Annotated in this window: 21 protein-coding genes; 14 read left to right on the forward strand and 7 right to left on the reverse strand. The window is 66.4% G+C overall.

The genetic code is table 11. The features are described from left to right. Positions 1-6 precede the first annotated feature (6 nt). The 6 genes from MTBLM5_RS10070 to MTBLM5_RS10095 all read right to left on the reverse strand — a co-directional run bounded on the left by MTBLM5_RS10070 (position 7) and on the right by MTBLM5_RS10095 (position 8,216). Entirely contained in the window at positions 7-993 is a 987-nt protein-coding gene (locus tag MTBLM5_RS10070; protein WP_173975992.1) for a bifunctional riboflavin kinase/FAD synthetase, read from the reverse strand. An 89-nt stretch (positions 994-1,082) separates the two neighbouring features. Continuing rightward, positions 1,083-2,777: a hypothetical protein gene (locus MTBLM5_RS10075; RefSeq protein ID WP_173975993.1), complete on the reverse strand. Its 1,695-nt coding sequence runs from the start codon at positions 2,775-2,777 to the stop codon at positions 1,083-1,085. A 74-nt stretch (positions 2,778-2,851) separates the two neighbouring features. Further along, positions 2,852-3,583, reverse strand: a complete 732-nt coding sequence (locus MTBLM5_RS10080) for a hypothetical protein (protein WP_173975994.1) — start codon at positions 3,581-3,583, stop codon at positions 2,852-2,854. Between the two features lie 206 nt (positions 3,584-3,789). Then, on the reverse strand, positions 3,790-4,818 hold the full coding sequence (gene dctP, locus MTBLM5_RS10085) for a TRAP transporter substrate-binding protein DctP (protein WP_173975995.1): 1,029 nt from the start codon (positions 4,816-4,818) through the stop codon (positions 3,790-3,792). Positions 4,819-4,827: 9 nt separating this feature from the next. Next, complete coding sequence (locus MTBLM5_RS10090) at positions 4,828-6,921, reverse strand: adenylate/guanylate cyclase domain-containing protein (RefSeq protein WP_173975996.1); 2,094 nt, start codon at positions 6,919-6,921, stop codon at positions 4,828-4,830. Positions 6,922-7,010: 89 nt separating this feature from the next. Beyond that, a complete protein-coding gene (locus tag MTBLM5_RS10095) occupies positions 7,011-8,216 on the reverse strand; it encodes a class I SAM-dependent rRNA methyltransferase (RefSeq protein ID WP_173975997.1) in 1,206 nt (401 codons plus the stop codon). A gap of 230 nt (positions 8,217-8,446) precedes the next feature. On the opposite strand from MTBLM5_RS10095, the gene ccoN reads away from it, so the two are divergent. The 11 genes from ccoN (at position 8,447) to panC (ending at position 18,911) form a co-directional block, all read left to right on the forward strand. After that, positions 8,447-9,898: a cytochrome-c oxidase, cbb3-type subunit I gene (gene ccoN / locus MTBLM5_RS10100; RefSeq protein WP_173975998.1), complete on the forward strand. Its 1,452-nt coding sequence runs from the start codon at positions 8,447-8,449 to the stop codon at positions 9,896-9,898. 14 nt (positions 9,899-9,912) lie between these two features. Next, positions 9,913-10,641, forward strand: a complete 729-nt coding sequence (gene ccoO, locus MTBLM5_RS10105; RefSeq protein WP_173975999.1) for a cytochrome-c oxidase, cbb3-type subunit II — start codon at positions 9,913-9,915, stop codon at positions 10,639-10,641. Positions 10,642-10,709: 68 nt separating this feature from the next. Continuing rightward, positions 10,710-10,820 carry a cbb3-type cytochrome c oxidase subunit 3 gene (locus tag MTBLM5_RS10110; protein WP_173976000.1) on the forward strand — a complete coding sequence of 37 codons (111 nt, stop codon included), beginning with the start codon at positions 10,710-10,712 and terminating at the stop codon, positions 10,818-10,820. Position 10,821: 1 nt separating this feature from the next. Next, positions 10,822-11,685, forward strand: a complete 864-nt coding sequence (ccoP, locus tag MTBLM5_RS10115) for a cytochrome-c oxidase, cbb3-type subunit III (RefSeq protein ID WP_173976001.1) — start codon at positions 10,822-10,824, stop codon at positions 11,683-11,685. A gap of 262 nt (positions 11,686-11,947) precedes the next feature. After that, entirely contained in the window at positions 11,948-13,378 is a 1,431-nt protein-coding gene (gene ccoG / locus MTBLM5_RS10120) for a cytochrome c oxidase accessory protein CcoG (protein ID WP_173976002.1), read from the forward strand. Between the two features lie 13 nt (positions 13,379-13,391). Beyond that, on the forward strand, positions 13,392-13,880 hold the full coding sequence (locus MTBLM5_RS10125; RefSeq protein ID WP_173976003.1) for a FixH family protein: 489 nt from the start codon (positions 13,392-13,394) through the stop codon (positions 13,878-13,880). Further along, on the forward strand, positions 13,877-16,216 hold the full coding sequence (locus MTBLM5_RS10130) for a heavy metal translocating P-type ATPase metal-binding domain-containing protein (RefSeq protein ID WP_173976004.1): 2,340 nt from the start codon (positions 13,877-13,879) through the stop codon (positions 16,214-16,216). The genes MTBLM5_RS10125 and MTBLM5_RS10130 overlap by 4 nt, the downstream gene beginning before the upstream one ends. After that, positions 16,213-16,413, forward strand: coding sequence for a cbb3-type cytochrome oxidase assembly protein CcoS (gene ccoS / locus MTBLM5_RS10135; RefSeq protein WP_173976005.1), 201 nt, complete (start codon positions 16,213-16,215; stop codon positions 16,411-16,413). Before MTBLM5_RS10130 ends, ccoS begins: the two co-directional genes overlap by 4 nt. 22 nt (positions 16,414-16,435) lie before the next feature. After that, positions 16,436-17,191, forward strand: a complete 756-nt coding sequence (locus MTBLM5_RS10140; protein WP_082910747.1) for a helix-turn-helix domain-containing protein — start codon at positions 16,436-16,438, stop codon at positions 17,189-17,191. Between the two features lie 16 nt (positions 17,192-17,207). After that, the gene (gene panB, locus MTBLM5_RS10145; protein ID WP_254430983.1) at positions 17,208-18,041 is read left to right on the forward strand and encodes a 3-methyl-2-oxobutanoate hydroxymethyltransferase; all 834 of its coding nucleotides are present in this window, start codon (positions 17,208-17,210) and stop codon (positions 18,039-18,041) included. 12 nt (positions 18,042-18,053) lie between these two features. Further along, complete coding sequence (gene panC, locus MTBLM5_RS10150; RefSeq protein WP_173976007.1) at positions 18,054-18,911, forward strand: pantoate--beta-alanine ligase; 858 nt, start codon at positions 18,054-18,056, stop codon at positions 18,909-18,911. Positions 18,912-18,930: 19 nt separating this feature from the next. Here panC and MTBLM5_RS10155 read toward each other — a convergent pair whose 3' ends face one another. Then, on the reverse strand, positions 18,931-20,889 hold the full coding sequence (locus MTBLM5_RS10155; RefSeq protein ID WP_173976008.1) for a methyl-accepting chemotaxis protein: 1,959 nt from the start codon (positions 20,887-20,889) through the stop codon (positions 18,931-18,933). Positions 20,890-21,042: 153 nt separating this feature from the next. Between MTBLM5_RS10155 and MTBLM5_RS10160 the strand changes: the two genes are divergently transcribed. From MTBLM5_RS10160 to MTBLM5_RS10170, 3 genes are read left to right on the forward strand one after another with little or no spacing between them, the layout of a single operon-like run. Beyond that, positions 21,043-21,387: a DUF952 domain-containing protein gene (locus MTBLM5_RS10160; RefSeq protein WP_217425011.1), complete on the forward strand. Its 345-nt coding sequence runs from the start codon at positions 21,043-21,045 to the stop codon at positions 21,385-21,387. A 1-nt stretch (position 21,388) separates the two neighbouring features. Then, on the forward strand, positions 21,389-22,450 hold the full coding sequence (locus MTBLM5_RS10165) for a quinone-dependent dihydroorotate dehydrogenase (RefSeq protein ID WP_173976009.1): 1,062 nt from the start codon (positions 21,389-21,391) through the stop codon (positions 22,448-22,450). Next, the gene (locus tag MTBLM5_RS10170) at positions 22,447-23,313 is read left to right on the forward strand and encodes a TIGR01459 family HAD-type hydrolase (RefSeq protein WP_254430984.1); all 867 of its coding nucleotides are present in this window, start codon (positions 22,447-22,449) and stop codon (positions 23,311-23,313) included. Before MTBLM5_RS10165 ends, MTBLM5_RS10170 begins: the two co-directional genes overlap by 4 nt. Positions 23,314-23,317 lie beyond the last annotated feature (4 nt).

A 23,317-nucleotide genomic window follows, 5' to 3' on the forward strand; every position in this document is an offset into this window, starting at 1 on the left:
GGGGGCTTATGGTTCGGCCACCGGCACCAGCGGGCCGGGGCTTTCGGGGAAATGGCGCAGGGCCAGCATGGCGCGGGCCTGAAGGGCGTCGGCGGCGATCTGGGCCTTCAGGGAATCCAGGCCGTCGAAGCGGCGTTCGGGGCGGATGAAATCGACCAGGGCGACCCGCAGATGGCGGCCGTACAGATCCTCGGAATGGTCGAACAGGTGGACTTCCAGCACCGGCGGCCCGCCACCGACGGTCGGGCGGTGGCCGAAATTGGCGATTCCGTCGCGCCACAGGGTGGTCGCGCCCTTGTCGATGCCGGCCCTGACCGCATAGACCCCGGCGGCCGGCGGCTGGTATTCGCCCAGGTGCAGGTTGGCGGTGGGAAAGCCGATGGTGCGGCCGCGGGCGTCGCCATGTTCGACGCGGCCTTCGATTTCCCAATAATGGCCCAGCAGGCGGGCGGCGTCGGCGGGGCGGGCCTCGACCAGATGGGTGCGCACCGCCGTCGAGGAATAGGTCTCGCCCGAAGGGGCGACTTCCGGCGGGACCGAGGTGAAGCCGAAGCGGCCTTCGTCGGCCATTTTCTGCAGCAGGGCGCCGGTGCCCTGGCGGCCCTTGCCGAACACGTAATCATAGCCGACCACCACATGGCGGACGTTCAGGCAATGGCCCAGCACCTCGTCGATGAAGGCCTGGGCCGACAGGTTGGCGAAGTCGGCGTCGAAATGCTGCTGGAACAGCAGGTCGATGCCCAAGGCCTCGATCAGGCGGGACTTGACGCGAAACGGCGTCAGGCGGAACGAGGCCTGGGCCGGATTGAAGAAGGCGCGGGGATGCGGTTCGAAGGTCATCACCCCATGCGGCGCGCCCAGTTCGGTGGCGATGCGCTTGGCGGCCAGGATCACCGCCTGGTGACCGCGATGGACGCCGTCGAAATTGCCAAGCGCCACCACCGCCCCGGACAGGTCGGAGGTCAGTTCGCCGCAATGTCTGATCAAACGCATGATGCCGCCGCCGGCTCGGTTCCAAGAATCAGGGACGGTAAGGGGTATCCGATGCCGGCCTTGGACGCAAGCGCGGCTGCAAGGGATGATCAGCCGAAGCCGGCCTTGACCAGCAGCTGGTGGAAGTCGCGCAGGGCCTTTTGTTGCTTTTCGGGGTCATTGATGCCCTCGACGAAGCGGGCGTCGAAATTGGGCATGCGCAACAGCTTGATGATGCGTTCGCGCGCGCGCGCCAGCGCCTTGCCCTCGGGCAGCACGCCGGCACCGGCGAATTTGACCAGGCGCACGGCGCGGTCGCGGATATGGTCGGTCGGGTGGTCCAGCTTCTCGATGACGTTCTCGTCCACCAGGAAGCGTTCCAGCACGCCGTCGATATGGGCGGTAACCTTCTTCTTGACCTCGTCGGGCAGCGCCGACGACAACGCGGCATTGAAGGCGTTGGTGGCGGTCTGCAGCCGTTCCTTGGGTGAATTGGTCCGCCGGGTCAGCTCGCCGATGACGCGGGCGGAAAAGACCAGATCCAGCTGCTTGACGATGTCGGCCAGATGCTCGTCGGCGAAGCCGGTCTTGCTCAGCTCGGCCAGGTACATGACGCCGGTGGCCTTGTCGGGAAGCGCGTGGACGGTGTTGGTGATGGCGGCGCGCCGGCCGGTGGCGCCGCCTTGCTCGACGAAGCGGGTACCGCGCACGGTCAGGGCCTCGGCCGCCTCGGCCCCGGCCAGCAGGCCGCCGGGCGACAACAGCCGCACCAGCACCTTCTGGTATTCCTCCATCTCCTTGCCCGGGTCGTTGCGCGACAGCGGGTTCGAGGATTTGAGCTGGCGCATGGCCCGCTCGATCATGACGTGGCGGCTGCCGGGCAGGCGGCCTTGGCCGAACAATGTGTTCAGCTTCAAGGTGGTGTCCTGGGCCTCGCTTTTCGAGCAATCGAACTTGCCGTCGGCCAGGTCCAGCATCGCCACGATGGCCGAGCCCAGTGCCGGCTGCCAGCCCAGGATCTCCTGGATGATGTTGGCCCCCAACACATCGGCGATGACGGTGTCGAGCAGCAGGCCGGCCTGACGGTTGGGCTCGCCCAGGGCCAGGCGGCACAATTGGTCCAGCTTGCCCACCCAGTTGCGCCGTCCGATCAGGTCGCGCGACAGCACCACCATGGCCAGATATTCCGGCCCGTCCTCGCCCTTGCCGGCCAGGTCCTCGAACAGGTCGGAAAAGCGCTCGCCGATCTGCGGCAGCTTCAGTCCGTCGGCGCGCCGGGCCTGGGCATAGATCTGGTCCAGGGCGGCGAACATATCGTCGCGGCGCTGCTTGGCCGGGATCTCGGTACCCTTGGTCTGCAGCGTCGCCACCAGATCGACCGCCGACGGCACCAGGCTGTCCTTCTCGCGGATGCGGCCGAGTTCCTTGGCGTTATGCAGCAATTCCGTCGGCGTCAGGAACACCTGTTCCAGATAGGTGCGGAAGATGCGGTTCATCGCCATCCGGCTTTCCAGGCCGAAATAGTCGCGCGGGCGTTCGCAGATGGCCGGGGCGGAATCGATGGGGTTGATGCGGACGACGGATTCACCCTTGGGCGACTGGGTCTGCTCGAACAGAACGGTCTCGTTCATCGAGCCGTCGTGGTTCAACCAGTTGCGCATGACCCGCGCCCCGGCGCAGGACTTGTCGGACAGGAACTTCTTGGCCAGGGCGCGCGCGTCTTCTTCCTTGTCCCGAGCCGACTCGGTGACCCAGCGGCCTTCCTTCAACACCTGGACTTCGAAGTTCTCGCGCCCCGACGCCACCGTGACCCCCGGATTGTGCGTTACTCTTGTCTATCTATCCGGGGTGTGCCGATAAGAATCGGTTAATGGCCGGGTCAGTCCTCGACCTCTAGTGCCGTCAGGATGTCCTCGAAATCGCCGTCGATGTTGGCCGGGGCGATCTGGGCGAACAGGTCCAGGATGATGACCGCGTTCAGCACCGCGTCGCGGGTGGCGACCGTGCGCAGCCGCTCGGCCAGGCTGGAATTGACCACGCTCATCTCCTCGTAGCGGTGCTTGAGGCCTTCCAGCGAGGCCTTGGCGTCGATGCCGGCCATGTGGTTGCGGACATGCTCGGCCAGCAGCCAGGTGGCGAAGGAGCGGAACAAGGTTTCCTGCTCGTCGGCGAAGGGCAGGTGGAAGCGGGCCATCGGCCGCAGGAACTTGGTCTGCGGGCAGCCCGAAGTGGCGCAGATCAGCCCCATCAGCGAGGCCAGACCCTGTTGCAGGGTGGTCTTGGTGACCACCGTGCGGTTGGCGGTGCCGACCTCGACCACCGAGCGTTCGTGCGACACCCTTCCAGCGAAGTCCGGCAAGATGGTGGCCAGACCCAGGGCGGCCGGGCACCATTGCTCGGTCGCGGCCAGCGGGCAGTTGGGGCACTTGTTGCACGACAGCCGGGCCCATTCGGGCTTGGGCGCGTCGGGCGGCAGTTCCAGGCGGTGGGTCTTGGCGTCGAAACGAAGCGTGATGGCGATGTCCGGCTGGCCGGCGGTGAAGAAGGTGTAGCGGATGGTTCTTGCCGCCGATAAGGCCAGGCTGGCGTTCGCGCTGTCGATGTGAGCCATGGTCCCGTTCGCCGTCCTTCGACGTGCGCCTTCCTTGGTCACAATATCATCAAATATTGCAACGAGTTCGATTGAATGAATCATAGGGCCGGCAAGGCCAGGCGACAATCACTCGGAAGGATGTCGGGTAGCAACCCCAAGCGCCTCGGGTGGCAACCTTAGGCCTTATACTTACGCATCGCTCGCCTACTTCCTTCGCCCCGGACTCAGCGGCCGCTGCGAATGGCCTGGATGAACATCCCCACCCATTTCTCGCCCTGGTCGCCCAGTTCCTCCAGGATCGCCTCTTCCACCGGCGGGCGGAAGACGGCGCGGAACGCGGCGCGTTCCTCGGGCGTCGGGGTGCGCACATTCATGCGCTTGCGCAACCCCATCAGGCCGCGCTCGGATCGTTCCAGGCGGTCGGCGATGGCCCGGCCGTGGGCGATGGCGGCCGTCGCCGCCTGGCGCACCAAGGCCTGGTCCTCGGGCGCCAGGGCATCGAGCGTCGGGCCGTGGAACAGGAAGACCAGCGGGGCGTACAGATGGTTGGTCAGGGTGGCATAGCCCTGGACCGTGTCGAAATTGCGTGAAACGACGGTGATGGCCGGATTCATCTGGCCATCGACCGCCCCGGTGGCCAGGGCGATCATCTCTTCGCGCGACGACACCCGCATCGGCCGCGCGCCGGCGGCGCGGATCATCGCCTCGAGCGGCTTGAAGCCGGGGATGGCGCGGACGTTCAGGCCCCACATGTCGTCGGGCACGCGGATGTCGCGATCCAGGTTGGTCAGGATGTGAAAGCCGCCCGGATCGACGAAACCCAGCAGGCGCATCTTGGTGGTGGCGGCCATGTCGGCGGCCAAGGCCTGGCCGAACGAACCGTCCAGCACCCGCCGGGCCTGGGGGATGGTGTCGAAGGCAAACGGCAGGTAAAGGACCTGGATCGGCGGATGCAGGGGGGAAACGCCGCCGATGGTGGTCATGGCGGCGTGCAGGGTTCCCTTGTTGACCAGGCCGGTCATGTCGCGATTGCCGCCGACCAGGCCGTCGGACAGGATCTCGACGGCGATGCGTCCGGCCGACAGGCGCTTGACCTCGGCACGGAAGAAGTCGGCGGCGGCGGCCACCGGGTCCGACTTGGGCAGATGCTGCTGCGGATGGCCCAAAAGGATCTGCACGGCGGCGGCGCCGGCATTGTCGGGCCGGGCCAGCAGGGCCGCCAGGATCAACAGGAGCGCGCGGGCCAATGTCATCGACGTCTCCTATTTGCTGGTGAACCGCAGGGCGCCGTCCCAGTCGGCGGGACAGCCCTCGGCTTGGAAGTGCCGGGCGTTGGCCAGCAGCAGATGGCCCGCCTTGTCGGCCGGGTGTGACTCGGTAAAGGCGGCGAAGCCGTCGATCGCGGCGGCCCAATCGCGGGACTCATAAGCGGCGAAGGCCCGGTTCCACGCCGCCAGATGCGGATGGTCGGCTCCGGCCTCGTCCACCAGTTCGTGGACGGCCATGGGGATCGAGGCCCCGGCCACCACCACCGGCCCGAACGGGCGCAGCAGGAAGCGGCCCGCCACCGCCTGCGCCACCGCGTCGGTGACCAGCAACTCGGTGCCCAGTTGCTTGTTCAGGCTTTCGATGCGCGACGCCAGGTTCACCATCGCCCCCAGGGCGGTGTATTGCATGCGGTCCGACGATCCGACATTGCCGACCATGGCGATACCGGTATGCAGGCCCATGCGGGTGACCAAGGCCGGACCCGCCTGATCCTTGTGGATGCCATCCCGGCAGGCCAGCATCGCCCGGCAGGCGTTGACCACATGGTCGGGATCGTCCAGCGGCGCGTTCCACATCGCCATCACCGCGTCGCCGATATACTTGTCGATGGTGCCGCGGTTGGCGTGGATCGCCGTCGACATCCGGTCGAAATAGTCCGACAGCCACGGCAGCACCGCTTCCGGGTCCATGGATTCGGTGGCGGCGGTGAAGCCTTGCAGATCCGAGAACATCACCGTCAACGGCCGGCGTTGGCCGCCGATGGTGGTGCCGATGCCCGAGCGCACGATGTCTTCGACCAGCCCCTTGGGCACATAGCGGCCGAAGCTGGACAGGCCGGCCTTCATGGTGTCGACCGCATTGGCCAGGGCGTCGATTTCCAGGATCGGCGAACGGGTGCTGACCGGCGTGTCCAGTTCCAGCCGGCGGATGCGGTCGGTTTCCTCGATCAAGGCGTGGATCGGCCGGACCAGCAGGCGCGACAGCCACACGATGGCAGTGGTGGCGATCAGGACGAAGGCGGTGCCGATCCCTAAGATGGCCATGCTGGCCTGACGCAAGGGGCCGACGAAGACATCTTCGGGGGCGACCACGCCGATCACCCACTTGCGGCCGAACTGGTCGGGGAACGGGCTTAAGCTGGCCAGCCAGGTGCTGCCGTCCTCCTTGGATTGGACGGTGAAGTTTTGTGTGCCGCCGCGATAGGCCTCGACCGCCGCCGACACCACCGGGTCATCGACCTCGGAACCGTGCACCAGGGTCAGGCGCCCGTTTCTCTGCATGGCGATGCGGTCGGCATAGGGATAGCCGATCAGCCGCAGATCCTCGTCCAGGATGAAGGTGGTGCCGCCCAGGCCGACGCTGCGTTCGCGCAGGAAGGCCGACAGCGAATCGATCGACAGGTCGGCGCCGAACACGCCGACGCGGGTGCCGTCCTCGGTGGTCAGGCGCTTCGACAGGGTCAGGCCGGGCCGGCCGGTGCCGCTGAAGACATAGGCGCCGGAACTGACCACCTGGTCATCGGGCATCGCCGCCACGTACCACGGCCGCTCGCGCGGGTCATAGGTGGCGTTGGCGCGCTCGATCTTGATCACCTTGCCCCAGGTGCTGAGGTACAGATAGGTGTCGCGCCGCTCGCCCGACGAGGAATCGATGACCCGCATCACCCATTTGGCGTCGGCCGGCGGCTTGGCCCCGGCCGGGCCGAACTTGGTCATCTCGGGGCTCAAGCGGACGATCTGGTGGAAGGCGCCGTCGCCGTGCAGGCCGTAATACAGGCTGTAGGCCTGGGGGATGCGCTGCAATTGTTCGAACAACGGCCGCAAGGATTCCGGCCGGTGCAGCCCGTCCTGGGCCGCCTGGCCGGCCGCCGCCGACATCTGCACCGCCGCCGCCAGGTTGCCGAACAGGGCGGTGACGGTGATCTTGACCTCGCGCTCGGCCAATTGCATGGCCTGGACCGCCATCTGACGGGCCAGCATCGCGTTCTGGCGATAAAGAAAGCCGACCATCGCCACCGTCAGCGGGACGACGACGATCAGAAAGGTCACCGCGATGCCGATTCGCAGGCGTACTCTGGACTTTTCCATGGTGCGCCCCCCGCGCCGCCGCGCTTATGCCTTTATACATAAGCGTGGGGCAGGGTAGTCGGCTATTGGGCGAAGATCAACCCGACAAACTAATCCAGCTGTAGGGTCACCGCCTTGAGATAGGCGCTTTCCGGCACCATCGGATGCAGCGGATGGTCGGCGCCGGCGCCCGAGCGGCGCAGAATCCGCCCGGTGCGGCCGGCCTGGGACAGTCCGTGGGCGATCTCGTCGGTGAACAGGTCCAAAGGCATGTGATGCGAGCACGAGGCGGCCAGCAGGAAGCCGCCCGGCTCGACCAGGGGGGCGGCCAGGCGAACCATCTTGCGATAGCCCTTCGAGGCCGCCTGCAGGTCCTTCTTGGACTTGACGAAGGCCGGCGGGTCGACCACCACCATGCCGAACCGCTCGCCGGCGCTGTGCAGGCGGGCCATTTCGGCGAAGGCCTCGGCCCGGACCCAGGTGACGCGGGCGCCGTTCAGCTCGGCCGAGCGGGCCGCCAGTTCCAGCGAATGTTCCGACCGATCGATGGCGACGATTTCGGTGGCTCCGGCCATCGCCGCCTGGACGGCGAAGCCGCCGGCATAAGTATAGACGTCCAGCATGCGCCGGCCCTTGGCCAGCCCTGCCGCGAAGGCCCGGTTGTCGCGCTGGTCGTAGAACCAGCCGGTCTTCTGGCCGCCATCCAGGTCGGCCAGGAAGCGGCAGCCGTTCTCGATCAACTCGACCGGGCCGTCGATGGCGCCCAGCGCAACGCGGTGCTCGAGGGCCAGGCCCTCGAGGCCGCGCACCGGGCTGTCGTTCTTCAGCACGATGGCGGCGGGCGCCAGCACCTCGGTCAGGGCATCGAGCAGCAGGGGCGTTAGCCGCTCCATGCCGGCGCTGTTGACCTGGGCCACCAGCACGTCGCCATAACGATCGAGAACCAGACCGGGCAGTCCGTCGGCCTCGGAATGGATCAGCCGGTAATGCGGCGTCGGGAACAAGGTGTCGCGCAAGGCGAGCGCGGCCCGCAGGCGGCGAGCCAGGAAGGCGGCATCGACCGCTTCCGTCCAGTCGCGCGACAACGCCCGGGCGGCGATCAACGAATGGGGGTTGAAGGTGGCCACCGCCAGTTTCTCGTCGCCGGCATCCTGGATGGTGACCAGGCTGCCGGGCGGCAAGGACTTGGCGTCGGAGGTCATCTCGATCTCATTCGAGAAGATCCACGGGTGGCCGGCGCGGAAGCGCCGCGACCGGCCCTTGGCGAAGCGAATCACCGGGCGGGTGGCGGGCGTGTCGGGGGATGAGGCGGGCATGGCCCCACTCTAACGAGCGGAATGAATCCAGGAAAGGCAGAAAAACTGCGGTGGAGACCTTAATTTTTAAGCGATTTTGATATGGATCAATGGCGTTCCTTGTTCATCTGGTCATAGTGCGCCCACTCGAGGCAAAGTCTATCCGACCGGTTCGTGCGGCGGGGGAACGTTTCGCATGGGCCGGTAGGCGCTTCGGGTTGACCCTTTTCCGGTCGAAACAGGAGTTCGGCATGAGCACCAACACCGACGCCACGCGCTATTGCGAAGACGTGGTGAAGAAGTTCGTCCTTGCGGCGATTTTCTGGGGTGTGGTGGGCTTTCTGGCTGGCGATTTCATCGCCTGGCAGCTGGCCTTCCCCGCCCTGAACATGGACCTGGAGTGGACCACCTTCGGTCGTCTGCGTCCCGTTCACACCTCCGCCGTGATCTTCGCCTTCGGCGGCAATATTCTTTTCTCCACCTCGTTGTATGTGGTTCAGCGGACCTGCCGCGCCGAATTGTTCGGTGGCGCCGGTCTGGGCAACTTCATCTTCTTCAACTTCCAGGCGCTGATCGTCGTGGCCGCCCTGACCTATGTGCTGGGCTTCAGCCAGGGCCAGGAATACGCCGAGCCGGAATGGTGGATCGACCTGTGGCTGACCGTGATCTGGGTGGCCTACCTGATCGCGTTCGCCGGCACCATCATGAAGCGCAAGGAACCCCACATCTACGTGGCGAACTGGTTCTTCTTCTCGATGATCCTGACCGTCGCCATGCTGCACCTGGGCAACAACCTGGCCGTTCCGGCCGGTCTGTTCGGTGGCTCGTGGATGAAGTCGTACAACCTGTTCGGTGGCGTCCAGAACGCCATGACCCAGTGGTGGTACGGCCATAACGCGGTGGGCTTCTTCCTGACCGCCGGCTTCCTGGGCATCATGTACTACTTCGTGCCCAAGCGCGCCGAGCGTCCGGTCTATTCGTACCGTCTGTCGATCGTGCACTTCTGGGCCCTGATCTTCCTGTACATCTGGGCCGGCCCGCACCATCTGCATTACACCGCCCTGCCGGATTGGGCCCAGACTCTGGGTGCCACCTTCTCGGTGATGCTGTGGATGCCGTCGTGGGGTGGCATGATCAACGGCCTGATGACCCTGTCGGGCGCCTGGGACAAGCTTAGGACCGATCCGGTCATGCGCTTCCTGGTGTCGTCGGTGGCCTTCTACGGCATGTCGACCTTCGAAGGTCCGATGATGTCGATCAAGGCGGTGAACTCGCTGTCGCACTACACCGACTGGACCGTCGGCCACGTGCACTCGGGCGCCTTGGGTTGGGTTGCCTTCGTGTCGTTCGGTGCCCTGTACTACCTGGTTCCGAAGCTGTGGGGCCGTAAGGAAGTCTACTCGCTGAAGCTGGTGGGTGTGCACTTCTGGGTCGCCACGATCGGTATCGTGCTGTACATCACCGCCATGTGGATTTCCGGCATCATGCAGGGTCTGATGTGGCGTGCGTACGACAACCTTGGTTTCCTGCAGTACTCGTTCATCGAGACCGTGGAAGCCATGCACCCCTACTACGTGATCCGTGCTCTGGGCGGCCTGCTGTTCGTCCTGGGTGCGCTGGTGATGGTCTATAACTTCGTTAAGACCATCAAGGGTGACGTGGCCGACGAGGCCATGCAGCCCTCCACCGCCGGCGCTCGCTAAGGGGAGGAACGGCAATGTCTGTCTTCAAGCATCACAAGCATCTTGAAACCAACGTCTTCTTCCTGGCGGTCGGCATTCTGCTGTGCGTGATCGTGGGCGGCCTCGTCGAGGTCGTGCCGCTGTTCCACATCGAATCCACCATCGAGAAGGTCGACGGTGTTCGTCCGTACAGCCCGCTCGAGCAGGCTGGTCGTGACATCTATGTCCGCGAAGGCTGCTACAACTGCCATAGCCAGATGATCCGTCCGTTCAAGGACGAGGTCGAACGCTATGGTCACTACAGCCTGGCGGCCGAGTCCAAGTATGACCACCCCTTCCAGTGGTCGTCGAAGCGTACCGGCCCGGACCTGGCCCGCGTGGGTGGCAAGTACACCAACGACTGGCATGTCCGTCACATGATCAATCCCCGCGACGTTGTTCCGGAATCGATCATGCCGGGTTATCCGCACCTCATGCGCGCTCTGGATACCTCGAACATCCAGGGCAACATGAAGGCGCTTCAGATCGTCGGTGTTCCTTACACCGATGCTCAGATCGCCAATGCGGTGAAGGATCTGACCGAACAGGCTTCCAGCGACTCGCCGGACGCCGCCGTTCTGAAGTCCTACCCGAAGGCCCGCATGGGTGATGTCGATGGTGACCCCAAGAAGGTCACCGAAATGGATGCGCTGGTGGCCTATCTGCAGGTCCTCGGCACCATGGTCGACTTCACCAAGGTTAAGCCGGAAACCATTCGCCGTTAACGGAGGGACACGGAGTGACTCTTATTCAAATTTCTGAGTTCCTCCGTTCCATCTGGGGACTTTGGTTGATGGTTTTGTTCCTCGGGATCGTCATCTACGCCTTCCGCCCCAAGAACAAGGATCGGCTGGAATCGTACGGTGACATCCCCCTGAGGGACGACGACGACAAGGAGCGCTAACATGGCTTCGATGGAAAAGGACTCGGTTTCCGGTCAGATGACGACCGGTCACGAGTGGGACGGCATCAAGGAGTTGAACACTCCTCTGCCGAAATGGTGGGTTTATGTGTTCTGGGCCTGCGTGCTGTGGGCCATCGGTTACTGGATTGCGATGCCGGCCTGGCCGACGCCTACGGGCTACACCCAGGGCATGCTGAACTATTCCTCGCGCGCCAACGTCGCCGAGGATCTGAAGGCTCAGCAGGCTTCGCGCGCCCAGTGGATGGCCAAGCTGCAGAACGCTTCGCCCGAGGACATCGTGAAGGACAAGGCCCTGCTCAACTTCGCCCAGTCGGCGGGTAAGGCCCTGTTCGGCGAAAACTGCTCGGCCTGTCACGGCGCCGGCGGTGTCGGTGTTCCCGGCGCCTATCCGCGTCTGGCCGATGACGAGTGGATTTGGGGCGGCACCCTGGCCGACATCGAACAGACCATCAAGTTCGGTGTCCGCAATGCCCACCCGGATTCGCGTCAGAGCGAAATGCTGCCCTTCGGTACCGGCGACGCGTTGTCGGCCGACCAGGTCAGCCAGCTGGCCGACTATGTCGTGTCGCTGAGTGCCAAGACCCCGGCCGCCGGTTCGCCCGGCGAGGCCCTTTTCGCTGAACGTTGCTCGGCCTGTCACCAGGAAGGCGGCGTTGGCATGAAGGACCTGGGTGCTCCGGCGCTCAACAACAACATTTGGCTCTACAAGGGCGGCAAGGAGGGTGTGATCGCCCAGATGACCAAGCCCAAGCACGGCTCGATGCCCGCTTGGACCGAGCGTCTGGACGCCGGCACCATCAAGATCCTGGCTGTCTACGTCCACTCGCTGGGTGGCGGCAAGTAAGCCAAGGTGATCGGGTCGGGGTGCGCTCTGTTCGCGGGGCGCACCCCGTCTCCGTTTCTGGTGTCCTGACCCGAAGGTTCGCGCCGCGTGCCTTCGGGTCAGGGCATTTGTCATTGGTCGATTACCTGAAATTAAGTTGACGCCGGCCGCGCTGCGCGCGCATTTCGGCGATGATCGTTGGATGGCCCGGTCGATCGCCCGTTTCGGGCGCCCCGTTTCCGGCGCAAAGCAAGGGGCTCGGCCCCCGGAGAGAAGTGTCGCGATGAACCAGCATGTGTCGCCGCCCAAGCAATCCACCTCGCTATACGCCGAGACGGTGATCATCCACCCGCGCGCGGTCAAGGGCATCTACCGTAACCTTAAATGGTGGTTGATGGCGCTGACCCTGGGCTTCTGGCACCTGGCGCCGTTCCTGCGCTGGGACCGCGGCCCCGGCGCGCCGGACCAGGCCATCCTGGCCGACCTGGATGGGCGGCGCGGCTATTTCTTCTTCATCGAGATCTGGCCGCAGGAAGTCTATTACCTGACCGGCCTGCTGCTGCTGGCGGCGATCGTCTTGTTCTTCATGTCGGCCGTGGCCGGCCGCGTGTGGTGCGGCTTCCTGTGCTGGCAGACGGTCTATACCGACCTGTTCATCCTGGTGGAACGGCTGGTGGTCGGCGACCGCCCGGCCCGCATGAATCTGGTCCGGCGCAAGTGGGATGCCCACAAGATCACCAAGACCGCCATCGTCCATGCGCTGTGGCTGGTGATTTCGGCGGCGTGCGGCGCCTCGTTCGTGCTGTTCTTCGGCGACGCCTTCCAGACCCTGAAGGAAATCCTGACGCTGGAAGCGTCGATCGGCGCCTATTCGTGCATCTTCATCATCGGCGGCTTCTGCTATCTGCTGGCCGGCTTCGCCCGCGAGCAGGTGTGCCTGTACATGTGCCCCTATTCGCGCTTCCAGTCGTCGATGCTCGACGAGCATTCGCTGATCATCAATTACGAGACCTGGCGCGGCGAGCCGCGTGCCCCGATGCGCAAAGGCGGCACCTTTGAAGGGCGCGGCCATTGCATCGATTGCAAGGCCTGCGTCCAGGCCTGCCCGACCGGCATCGACATCCGCGAAGGTCTGCAGATGGGCTGCATCGGCTGCGGCCTGTGCGCCGACGCCTGCGACACCGTGATGAAGAAGTACGGCTTGCCCCCGCACCTGATCAGCTATGATTCGGCCAACAATGTCGAGGCCCGGGCCAGGGGCGCCAAGGGCGAGACCAGGCTGATCCGTCCGCGCACCTTGATCTACACCGCCCTGATCGTGGTCATCGCCGCCGGCATGATGATCTCGCTGGGGACCCGGCGCACCACCGAGGCCAACGTGCTTCACGAGCGCACGCCCTTGTTCGTGGTGCAGTCAGACGGCACCGTGCGCAACGGCTATACCTACAAGGTGCTGAACATGATCCGCAAGGACCGGACCTACCGGGTGAAGGTGGCCGGTCTCGAGGGGGCCACCATCAGCGTGGTGGGCGGTGCCACCCGTGTCACCGAGACCGAGTTGCAGGTGACCGGCGACGATATCGGCACCTTCCGTGTCTATGTCGATGTGCCGGAAAGCAACCTCAAGGGCAAGAAGACCCCGATCTTCTTCGAGTTGACGGAATTGTCCGAGGGGAGCACGCTCCGCACCGAATCTCTGTTCGCGGGACCATAAGGATATGACGAGCATGGCAAAGACCCGCCAACGCGGCTGGTGGTATCCCTATATCTTCGTTGGCGCCTTCCTGGTGGTCATCGGGGTCAACGCGACCTTGGCCTATTTCGCCACCTCGACCTTCACGGGCCTGGCGGAAACCGACGCCTATGAAAAGGGCCGTCTTTACAACCGTGCGCTCGAGGCGGCCAAGGCCCAGGCCGAGATGGGCTGGACGGTCGAGACCAAGCTGAAGCCGGTGGCCGGAATCCAGCCGGGCATGGATATCGACATCGCCTACAAGGACCGCGACGGCAAGCCGGTCGAGGGTTTGGCGGTGACCGCGTCGGTGATTCGTCCGACCCTGGGCGGCTTTGATCACCAGATCACCCTGGCCCCGCTGGGCGGTGGGCGTTATGGCGGCCATTACGACCTGCCCCTGAACGGGGTGTGGGACCTGGAAATGGCGGCGATCGGCGACGGCGTTTCCTATCAGCACAGCCAGCGCATCGTGGTTCCGTGATCGAAACACCCTGCCGTCATTGCGGGTCGCCGGTTCCGGCCTCGCTGGGCGGCGAGTTCTGTTGTCGGGGCTGCGAGGGCGCCTTCGAGCTGCTCCAGGGGCTGGGGCTCGAGCGCTATTACGCGCGCCGCTCGCTCGACCCCAACGCCCGGCCGACCCGTCCGGACGAGGCCGCCTCGGCCTTCCATGACGTCTCCGCCCATGTGCGCCAGGACGACACGGGCGAAGCCAGCCTGAACCTGATGGTCGAGGGCATCCACTGCGCCGCCTGCGTCTGGCTGATCGAGGCGCTGCTGTCGCGCCAGCCGGGCGTTACCTGGGCGCGGGTCAACATGACCACCCGGCGCCTGGTGGTGCGCTGGCGGCCCGATCAGGTCGATCCCGGCACCTTCCTGGCCCCGGTTTTCAAGGTCGGCTATCGCCTGGTGCCGTTCGACCCGGCCAAGCTGGGCCGCGAGACCGACAAGGCGGAAAAGGACCTGCTGCGCGCCATGGCGGTGGCCGGCTTCGCCGCCGGCAACGTCATGCTGCTGTCGGTGTCGGTGTGGGCCGGGCATTTTTCCTATATGGGGCCGGCGACCCGCGACCTGATGCATTGGATCAGCGCCCTGATCGTGCTGCCGGCGGTGCTGTATTGCGTGCGGCCCTTCGCCCGCTCGGCCTTCACCGCTTTGCGCGGCGGGCGCACCAACATGGACGTGCCGATCACCCTGGGTGTGACCCTGGCCTCGGCCATGAGCCTGGCCGAGACCATCCGCTCGGGCGAGCACGCCTATTTCGATTCGGCCATCACGCTGTTGTTCTTCCTGCTGATCGGGCGCTATCTCGACAGCCGGGCCAGGGGGCGCGCCCGCTCGGCGGCGGAACATCTGCTGGCGCTCGACGCCGTCGCCGTCACCGTGCTGGAAGCCGACGGCACCCAGAAGCTGGTGCCGCCGACCCAGGTGGCGGTCGGCCAGACCGTGCTGGTGGCGGCCGGCGAGCGCATCGGCGTCGATGGGCTGGTGGCCGAGGGGGTGTCGGATGTCGATACCAGCCTGATCACCGGCGAGACCGTGCCGGCGGCCATCGGCCCCGGCGCGCGGGTGTTCGCCGGCACCATCAACCTGTCGGGGCCGCTGCGCCTGACCGTCGATGCCGTCGGCGAGAGGACCTTGCTGGCCGAGATCGTGCGCATGATGGAGGTGGCCGAGCAGGGCCGCGCCCGCTATGTCGCCCTGGCCGACCGGGTGGCGCGGTGGTACGCGCCCGTCGTCCATGTGGCGGCTCTGGTCACCTTCCTGGGCTGGGTGCTGCTGGGGTCCATTCCCTGGCAGGTGGCGCTGCTGCATGCGGTGGCGGTGCTGATCATCACCTGTCCGTGCGCCCTGGCCCTGGCGGTGCCGGTGGTCCAGGTGATCGCCTCGGGCCGGCTGCTGCGCCAGGGCATCTTGCTGAAATCGGCCACGGCGTTGGAACGCTTCGCCGAGATCGACCGGGTGGTGTTCGACAAGACCGGCACCCTGACCCTGGGCCGTCCTGTATTGATCGAGGATGGCGGCTGGACCGCCGCCGACCTGGCCGATGCCGCCCGTCTGGCCGCCGGCTCGCACCACCCGCTGGCCAAGGCGCTGGCGTCGGCGGCGCCATCGGTGGGGCTGGCGCCCGATCTTCGCGAGGAACCGGGACGCGGCATGGTCGCGGGCGCCATCCGTCTGGGCAGCCGCGCCTGGCTGGGCATCGCCGACGACGACCATGCCCAGGGGCCGGAATTGTGGCTGGACCGGCCGGGCTTGGCCCCGGTGCGCTTCGGCTTCCAGGATGGGCCGCGCCCCGATGCGGCGGCAATGGTGCGGGACCTGAAGGCCCGCGGCCTGACCGTCGAGCTGTTGTCGGGTGACCGCGAGGCGACCGTGCGGCTGCTGGCGGCCGAATTGGCCATCGATACCTGGCGGGCCGGCTGCACCCCGGCCGACAAGGTGGCCCGGCTCGAGCACTTGAAGGGCCTGGGCCACAAGGTCCTGATGGTCGGCGACGGCTTGAACGACGCCCCGGCCCTGGCGGCCGCCCATGTCTCGGCCTCGCCGTCCAGTGCGGTCGATGTCAGCCAGACCGCCGCCGACGTGGTGTTCCAGGGCGAGCGCCTGGCGCCGGTGCTGGAGACCTTGCGGGTGGCGGAAAAATCGCGCCGTCTGGTGATGGAGAATTTCGCCCTGGCCCTGGGTTACAACCTCTTTACCGTGCCCTTGGCGGTGGCCGGCCAGGTCACCCCCCTCATCGCGGCGATTGCCATGTCGACCTCGTCGCTGGTAGTAATTGGCAACGCCCTGCGGCTGACGCGCGGGAGAAAGGCTTGACCAATCTTTTGATGCTGATTCCGGTGGCCCTGGTTCTGGGGCTGATCGGCCTGGTGGCCTTCCTGTGGGCCCTGAAGTCCGGTCAGTTCGACGACCTGGACGGGGCGGCGCATCGCATTCTTTTCGAAGATGACGACGCAGCACCCACCGAACCGCCGGCGACCCCGCCGGCCGGTCCCACCGGATCATCGGGCTGACGGGGGCGAATGGTTGAGTGTGATGCCGCCGCCACTGGACTTTGAAGACCACAAGGCAGAACGCGAAATCGATCTCGCGCGGCCGTCATGCCGCAATTGCGACGTCGTGCGCGAGATCGCCTTCTGTGCCGACCTGTCGTCGGACGAGATCAAGCGCCTGGCCAGCGTGCGCTGCCACGCCGAGCTGCCGGCCGCCTTCACCGTCTTCCGCGAGGGCGACGTCGCCGACCACGTCTATTCCATCTCGGGCGGCGCGGTGAAGCTTTACAAACTTCTGTCCGACGGGCGACGCCAGATCATCGGGTTCCTGTTCTCGGGCGACCTGTTCGGCCTGGGGCTCGACGGCGGCTATGCCTATACCGCCGAGACCCTGACCCAGACCCAGTTGTGCCGCTTCACCCATAGGAAGCTCGATTCGTTGCGCGGCGAGATTCCGATGCTGGAACGCCGGCTGTTCACCATGACCGTCAAAGACTTGGTGGCGGCACACGACCAGATGCTGCTGCTGGGCCGCAAGACCGCGCGCGAAAAGGTCGCCAGCTTCCTCGACACCTTGTCGCGGCGCGCCGTCGAGCGCGGACTGGCCGCAAGCCCGGTCGATCTGCCGATGAGCCGGGCCGACATCGCCGATTATCTTGGCCTGACCATCGAGACGGTCAGCCGCACCTTCACCCAATTGAAGCGCGACGGCATCATCGGATTGCCGGCCTCGGGCCATGTGGTCCTGCAAGACACCAAGCGCCTCAAGGAAACCGCCGAGGGCGGCCCCACCGGTTGAAGCGAGGATCGCCACCGTGAGCACCCAAGTCCAAGCCAAGCGGGTCACCACCCGCGACATCCGCGCCCGCAAGGGTGGCGAACCGATCGTCGTGCTGACCGCCTATACCACCCCGGTCGCGCGCCTGCTGGACCGCCATGTCGACGTGCTGCTGGTCGGCGATTCGCTGGGGATGGTGCTTTACGGCATGGACACCACCCTGGGGGTGACGCTGGACATGATGATCAATCATGGCCGTGCGGTGATGCGCGGCTCGGACCATGCCTGCGTGGTGGTCGACATGCCGTTCGGCAGCTATCAGGAAAGCAAGGAGGTGGCGTTTCGCAACGCCGCCCGGGTGATGGTCGAGACCGGCTGCGCCGCGGTCAAGCTGGAAGGCGGCCGCGAGATGGCCGACACCATCGCCTTCCTGGTCGAGCGCGGCATTCCGGTGATGGCCCATGTCGGGTTGAAGCCGCAGGCGGTCCACGCCGCCGGCGGGTTCCGGGCGCAGGGCCGCCAGTCCGAGGAAGCGGCCGGCATCCGCGCCGACGCCCGCGCGGTGTGCGAGGCCGGGGCCTTCTCGGTGGTGGTCGAAGGCACGGTCGAGCCGGTCGCCCGCGCGCTGACCGCCGAGATCATGATCCCGACCATCGGCATCGGCGCCTCGCCGGCCTGCGACGGCCAGGTGCTGGTCAGCGACGACATGTTCGGTCTGTTCTCGGATTTCACCCCGAAATTCGTCAAGCGCTATGCCCAACTGGGTCCGATCATCGACCAGGCGGCGGCGACCTATGCCGCCGAGGTCAAGACGCGCGCCTTCCCCGGCCCCGAACATTGCTTCGGCGTGCCCAAGCCCCCCAAGATCTGACGAGCGTTGCCCATGGCCGAATCCCTCGACATCGTCCGCTCCAAGGCCGACCTTCGCGCCCGGGTGCGCTATTGGCGCGACCAGGGCCTCAAGGTCGCCTTCGTCCCCACCATGGGGGCGCTGCATGACGGTCATCTGGCGCTGGTCACCGCTGGCCTGGACATCGCCGACCGGGTGGTCGCCTCGGTGTTCGTCAATCCGACCCAGTTCGGCCCCAACGAGGATTTCTCGCGCTATCCCCGCCAAGAGGAACGCGACGCCCAATTGCTGGACCAGGCCGGCTGCGCCCTGCTGTTCGCGCCCACCGTCGACGAGATGTATCCGCAAGGCTTTGCCTCCAAGGTGTCGGTGGCCGGGGTGTCGGAAGGCTTGTGCGGCGGTGCCCGGCCCGGCCATTTCGACGGTGTCGCGACGGTGGTGACCAAGCTGCTGTTGCAGGCCCAGGCCCATGTCGCCCTGTTCGGCGAGAAGGATTGGCAGCAATTGACGGTGATCCGCCGGCTGGTCACCGACCTGGACATCCCGGTCGAGGTGGTGGGCGTGCCGACGGTGCGCGAGGCCGACGGGCTGGCGATGTCATCCAGGAACGCCTATTTGTCGGCCGATGACCGCAAGGTGGCGCCGACGCTGCATCGGTCCTTGCAGAAGGTGGCCGAGGGCCTGAAGGCCGGCAAGGGGTCCGAGGAACTGTGCCATCTGGCCGCCGCCGACCTGCTGGCCGCTGGTTTCTCGTCGGTCGATTATGTCGAGGTGCGCGACGCCCTGACCCTGGCGCCGATGGCGCACCTGACCGGGCCGGCCCGCATTCTGGCCGCGGCCCGGCTGGGCGCCACCCGCCTGATCGACAATATCGGGGTCGGCCCGGTCTAGCGGATTTCGGCGGGGCCGGCTATTCCGCCGCCTCCAGCAAGGTGTTGGGCAAGGGTTGGTCGAGCGCCAGGCCGACGCGGCCGTTGCGGGTGCCGCGGACCCTGGCCTGGACGGTGACGCCGTGTCCGGGCACGGTCAGCGCCAGGGTTTCGCCCGGCTTGAAATCCACGCCGGCGGCGACGATCGAGGCCCCCGTCTCGCAGACGTCGAACAGTTCGCAACTGGCGCATTTGCCGGGGCCGTCGACCATGCATTGTTCGCTCACCCGACGGCGGGCCAAGGTGCGGCGGTCAACGTCGGACGTGGCGGTGCGCACAGTGTGAATCAGGGTCACCGACAGCGCCTCGACGGCACGGTTGAGCAGGCCGGCGGTGTCTTGCACCGTCTCGGAGCGACGGCCGGTATCCTCGGACTGGTTGGCGACCATGCCGATCCGCTCGGAAACCTCGCCGGCGGCGCGGCCGGTTTCGGCGACATTGCGGGCGATTTCGCCGGTCGCGGCACTTTGTTCCTCGACAGCGGCGGCGATGGCGGCCGAGATGCCATCGACGGCGCGAATGGATTGGGCGATCAGATCGACTGCCGCGACCGCCTCGGCGGTGACGCTGCGGATGGTTTCAATGCGGGCGGCGATCTCGCCGGTGGCCGCCGCCGTCTGGTTGGCCAGGCTCTTGACCTCGCCGGCCACCACGGCGAAGCCCTTGCCGGCTTCCCCGGCCCGGGCCGCTTCGATGGTGGCGTTCAAGGCCAAAAGGTTGGTGCGCCCGGCGATGTCGGTGATCATGCGCGACACCTCGCCGATCTGGCCGACCGCCTCGGACAGGGCCCGGATGCGCTGGTCGGCCGATTGGGTCGCCTCGACCGCCAGCCGGGCCGAATGGGCCGCGCCCGACACCTGTTCGGAAATCTCGCCGATCGAGGTGGACAATTGCTGGGTCGCGGCGGCGACCGCCTGGACGTTGCTCTTCGCCTGGTTGGCCGCGGTGGCCACACCCTGCGACTCGCGGATGACGTCCAGGGCCGATTGCGCCATGTGGGACGCCTGGGCCGACATTGCCCCGGTCTGCGCCGACACCGCGTCCAGCGCATGGCGGGTCTCACGTTCGATGGTGTCGGCCATGGCCCTGAGCGAGGCGACCTTGTCGGCCTCGGCGGCGGCGCGGTCGGCCTCGCGCCGGATCTCGGCCGCGTGGACCGCGATGGCCTGGGCCTTGAACACCGCCACCGCCCGAGCGATGTCGCCGATCTCGTCCTTGCGGCCCTCGGACGCCGGGATGGCGACCTCGAGGTCACCGCGGGCCAGCCGCCCCATGACCTCGGTCAATTGGCGGATCGGCCGCACGATCTGGCGCGACGCCACCCACGACACCACGCCCAAGCCGGCGCCGAGGCCGATGACCAGCACCGCCAGGATCGAATCCAGGCTGCGGCGATAGACCGCCGGCACCTCGTCGCCCAGCACCTGCACCTCTTGGGCGTTGCGGTCGGTCAGGACGGTCAGCTTGTCGTTCAGGGCCTTGCGGACCTTGCGGTTGGCATCGTTGTCGCCGAAGGTGCGGGCCTCGGGCAGGCTGGCCTCACGCGATAATCGCACCAATTCGGTTCTGAAGCGGATGAAGTTCAAGGTCGCCTGTTCGGCCTCGTCATACTGGTCAAGCTGATCGGCCGGCGCGAAGGTCTTCCACTGGGCCACCTGGGTCTTCAGCGTTTCCAGGTTGGCCAAGAGCGGTTTGGCGTACTTTTCCGAAACGTCCGGCCGGTCCGACATATAGATGCCGCGGGAATCCATCACCACCGCCAGCACCAGGCTGTTGATGCGTTCGCCGATGATGGCGCGTTGCGAGGCGGCCTCCATCTCGGCCACCACCGCGCCGTACTGGCGCAGCGTCGAGATGGCATAGGCGCCGATCGCCACGGCGACCAGGGCCAAGGTGGCCGAGGCCACGCGAATCTTGTTTGCCAACGGCCACGAGCGCATCTGTCCCTCCTGATCCGGATCGACCCCGAACCTGGGATATTTGACCGCCATCGCGGTGCGATAACCCCTACTGATGGCGGGGTGATCGGGCCAACACCCGAGATCACATTATCGATGAACGCCCCGACACTTTGCGGTATGGTCCGCCCCATCATGAGTCCGACCATCTACCATATGTGCCGTGCCGAGGAATGGCGGGCCGCCCAGGCCGTAGGGCGCTATGGCGGCTCGTCGCAGGATGTGGCCGACGGCTTCATCCATTTCTCGACCGCCCTCCAGGTCGAGGCCAGCGCCGCCAAGCATCGCGCCGGCCAGGACGGTCTGGTGCTGCTGGAGGTCGATGCCGCCCGGCTGGGTCCCGCCTTGAAATGGGAGCCGGCGCGCGGCGGCCAATTGTTCCCGCATCTTTACGGATCGCTGCCGGTGGCGGCGGTCAAAGCCGTTCACGACCTGCCGCTGGTCGATGGCCGTCATCACTTCCCGCTTCTGAGGGGCTGACTTGTTCGATTACTTCAAGCTCGCCGGGCCGGTCATCCGCAGCCTGGACCCGGAAAAGGCCCACGGCCTGACCGTCCGCGCCCTGGCCTGCGGCCTGGTGCCCGGTCAACCGCGCGTCGATTCCGCCATGCTGGAAAGCACGCTGTGGGGCCTGCGCTTCCCCAATCCGGTCGGCCTGGCCGCCGGCTTCGACAAGAATGCCGAAGTCCCCGACGCCATGCTGCATCAGGGCTTCGGCTTCGTCGAGATCGGTTCGGTGACGCCCCGTCCGCAGCCCGGCAATCCCAAGCCCCGGATGTTCCGCCTGCCCGAGGACCGGGCCATCATCAACCGCATGGGCTTCAACAACCAAGGCCTGGAGGCGGTGGCCAAGCGCCTGGAAGCGCGGCCGCGCATCGGGATCGTCGGCGCCAATCTGGGCAAGAACAAGGACACCGAGGACGCCGCGTCGGATTACGAGAAGGGCGCCGCCCGCCTGGCGCCGCTGTCGGATTATCTGGTCATCAACGTGTCGTCGCCCAACACGCCGGGCCTGCGCTCGCTGCAGGGCCGCGACCAACTGGAAGGGCTGGTCGGGCGCACCCGCGAAGCACTTGACCGGGCGGTGCCGTCGGGCAAGCGCCCGCCGCTGTTGCTGAAGATCGCCCCCGATCTGAACGACGAGGATCTGTCCGACATCGCCGCCGTCGCCCTGGCCGGCGCGCTGGACGGGCTGATCGTGTCGAACACCACCATCGCCCGGCCGGACAGCCTGAAATCGGCTTTTTCGAAGGAAACCGGCGGCTTGTCGGGGGCGCCGCTGTTCGCGCCTTCGACCGCCGTGCTGGGCCGCATGTATGTGCTGACCCAGGGGAAATTGCCGCTGGTCGGGGTCGGCGGCATCGCCAGCCCGGAACAGGCCTATGCCAAGATCCGGGCCGGCGCCTCGCTGGTCCAGCTTTACTCGGCGATGATCTATGAAGGCCCCGGCCTGGTCACCCGGGTCAATCGCGGCCTGATCGGCCTGCTGGCCAAGGACGGCTTTGCCAGTCTGGCCGACGCGGTGGGGGCGGATCACCGGTGAGCATTCCGATCATTGCCGGATTGTCGGCGCTGGCCGACCGTTTCGACGGGCTGATCCTTGATCTGTGGGGGGTGATCCATGATGGGGTCGAGGCCTATGCGGGCGCTCGCGAGGCCCTGGTCGCCATCCGCGCCGCCGGCAAGAGCACCTTGTTGCTGTCCAACGCGCCCAGGCGGTCCGACGCGCTGGTGACCCAGTTGGACAAGATGGGCATCGGCCGCGAGCTCTATGATTTCGTGCTGTCCTCGGGCGAGGCGGTCCATCTGGAGCTGAAGGACCGCACCGATCCCTTCTATGCTGTGCTGGGCCGCAAGCTCTATCATCTGGGCCCCGAGCGCGACCGCAATGTCTATGACGGGCTGGATTACCGTCCGGTGCCGCTGGACCAGGCCGATTTCATCTTGAATACCGGGCCGGTCGAGCTGACCGAGACCTTGGCCGATTACCAGGCGTTGCTGGCCGAAGGGGTCGGGCGCGGCCTGCCGATGGTATGCGCCAATCCCGACCATGTGGTGATCCGCCAAGGGGCGCGCATCATGTGCGCCGGTGAACTGGCCAGCCGCTACGCCGAACTGGGCGGCCGGGTCTCGACGCGCGGCAAGCCCGACCCGGCCATCTACGGTCAGGTGTCGTCGATCCTGGGGGCGGCGAAGGACCGCATCCTGGCGGTCGGCGACGCCCTGCACACCGATATTCGCGGTGCCAACGGCGCCGGCATCGGCGCCATCTTCGTCACCCAGGGCATCCATGCCGAGGAACTGGGCATCCGCCCCGGTGACATTCCCGATGCCAGCCGCCTGGACGAAGTGGTCGCCCGCCATGGCGACCGACCGTTGGCGGCATTGCCCACTCTTTACTGGTGAAAGG

Source organism: Magnetospirillum sp. LM-5 (genome assembly GCF_902729445.1).
Classification (GTDB): Bacteria; Pseudomonadota; Alphaproteobacteria; order Rhodospirillales; family Magnetospirillaceae; genus Magnetospirillum.